This is a genomic window from Oleiphilus sp. HI0086 (genome assembly GCF_001635225.1).
In genome coordinates, this window is record NZ_LWFZ01000159.1 from 1 (window position 1) to 1,195 (window position 1,195).

The 1,195-nt window shown below is 47.9% G+C and carries 1 protein-coding gene; it reads left to right on the forward strand.

The window, feature by feature from the left end:
* Positions 1 to 990, forward strand: a 990-nt coding sequence (locus A3756_RS26395; protein WP_068552830.1) for an OmpA family protein, incomplete at its 5' end; no start/stop codon positions are given.
* Between the last annotated feature and the right edge of the window lie 205 nt (positions 991 to 1,195).

Consider the following 1,195-nt stretch of genomic DNA (forward strand, 5'->3'; position numbering starts at 1 on the left):
CGCAATCTTGAGGAAGGGCTTAGCTTTGAAGCTGGGTTTGAGCGACCATTAAGTAGTGACTTATCCTGGGACCTGTGGTTTTCCATGTATAACGCTGATGGCAAAAGGGGAGGTCCTGATAGCCGGACTAAACGTTTGTCTCCAGGCGTGCTCTATCACCTGAATGAGGGTAACACCCGAGCTTTCTTATCGGCGGGCATGGGCCATCAGAAGTTTGACTTGAAAAGTAGCAGCAAAGTAAAAGAAACTGCAATTCACTTGGGCTTAGGAGTAAAGGCCTATCAGGATACCAACTATATTTTTCGTGGTGAACTGTTAGCTTTGCATGGTGCCGATCATGAGCAAACAGACTTAGGTGTCAGAATGACTTTGGGTTATTCATTTGGTCGAGAGTTTATTCGAGAGGCTCCAGAGCCTGAACCAGAGCCAATTCCGGAACCAGAGCCGGAACCGGAGCCAGAGCCCGAACCAGAACCCGAACCAATACCGGAGCCTGAGCCTGAGCCTGAGCCAGAACCAACTGATGAAGATTTAGATGGTGTATTCGATGATACTGATTTGTGCCCTGGTACAAACCCATCATTCCGTGTAGATGAAACGGGTTGTGCCGTCATGTTGACCAAGCAGGTTGCAATTACCATGGATATTAAGTTTGCAGCGAAAAGTGATGAGTTAACGCTAGAATACTACCCGGAAGTTAAGAAGATCGCAGACTTTATGAAAGAAGTCGTATCAACGACTTTGACGGTGGAGGGACACACGGATTACCAAGGCAGTCGTCGGTACAATCTGAAGCTATCTCAACGTAGAGCTGAGTCTGTTAGGCGAGTATTGGTTGACGAGTTCGGCATCGCTGAAGAGCGAGTTGCCGCAAAAGGCTTCGGTGAGGAGCAGCCGATTGCAGACAACGAGACTGAAGATGGGCGCGCTAAAAATAGGCGAGTGGTCGCAGTGCTTGAGGCTCAGGTGACCAAAGAAGCATTGCGTTAAGTCAGCTCTAGTCTTTAGAGCAATAGTATGAGGGTCTACATGGGTCGAAGTTTCGGTCTTGTAGGCCTTTTTTGTTTAATGTAGGGTCATAGCTGCTCGCTAAAGGAGTTAAGAGAAGAATTGTGAGGCGCAAATAGCGATGGAACAGTTTAATGTGGATTGCCTGGTGATCGGAGCTGGAGTTGTTGGTTTAGCAATAGCGAGG